Origin of the sequence: Gemella sp. 27098_8_149 (genome assembly GCF_041433745.1) — a bacterium.
Classification (GTDB): domain Bacteria; phylum Bacillota; class Bacilli; order Staphylococcales; family Gemellaceae; genus Gemella.
Map to the genome: position 1 here is coordinate 1 of NZ_JAPWCB010000039.1, position 839 is coordinate 839.

Annotated in this window: 1 rRNA gene; it reads left to right on the forward strand. The window is 48.5% G+C overall.

Going from position 1 to position 839, the window contains the following annotated elements:
• Positions 1-839, forward strand: a 23S ribosomal RNA gene (locus O3801_RS08495); the annotation flags it as partial.

The window sequence follows — 839 nt, forward strand, 5'->3', positions numbered from 1 at the left end:
AGGGCGAAATAGTATGATGGAGTAGACCCGAAACCAAGTGATCTACCCATGGCCAGGTTGAAGTTTAGGTAACACTGAATGGAGGACCGAACCAGGACACGTTGAAAAGTGTTTGGATGAGCTGTGGGTAGCGGAGAAATTCCAATCGAACTTGGAAATAGCTGGTTCTCTCCGAAATAGCTTTAGGGCTAGCCTCGTTGTGAGTTTACTGGAGGTAGAGCACTGTTTGGACTAGGGGCCCATCCCGGGTTACCGAATTCAGACAAACTCCGAATGCCAGATAAATATCAACGGGAGTCAGACTGCGGGTGATAAGGTTCGTAGTCGAAAGGGAAACAGCCCAGACCGCCAGCTAAGGTCCCAAATTGTATGTTAAGTGGAAAAGGATGTGATGATGCACAGACAACCAGGATGTTGGCTTAGAAGCAGCCACCATTTAAAGAGTGCGTAATAGCTCACTGGTCGAGTGACATCGCGCCGAAAATGTACCGGGGCTAAACATACAACCGAAGCTGCGGATATAACTAATGTTATATGGTAGGAGAGCGTTCTAACATCGTAGAAGCCGAGCTGTAAGGCGAGGTGGAGAGGTTAGAAGTGAGAATGCCGGTGTGAGTAGCGAAAGATAGGTGAGAATCCTATCCACCGAATGACTAAGGTTTCCAGAGGAAGGCTCGTCCGCTCTGGGTAAGTCGGGACCTAAGGTGAAGCCGAATGGTGAAGCCGATGGACAACAGGTAGAAATTCCTGTACCACCAAATATCGTTTGAGAGAAGTGGGGACAGAGGAGGCTAATTGATCGTCCTGATGGAATAGGACGTCTAAGCACAAAGGTTGAG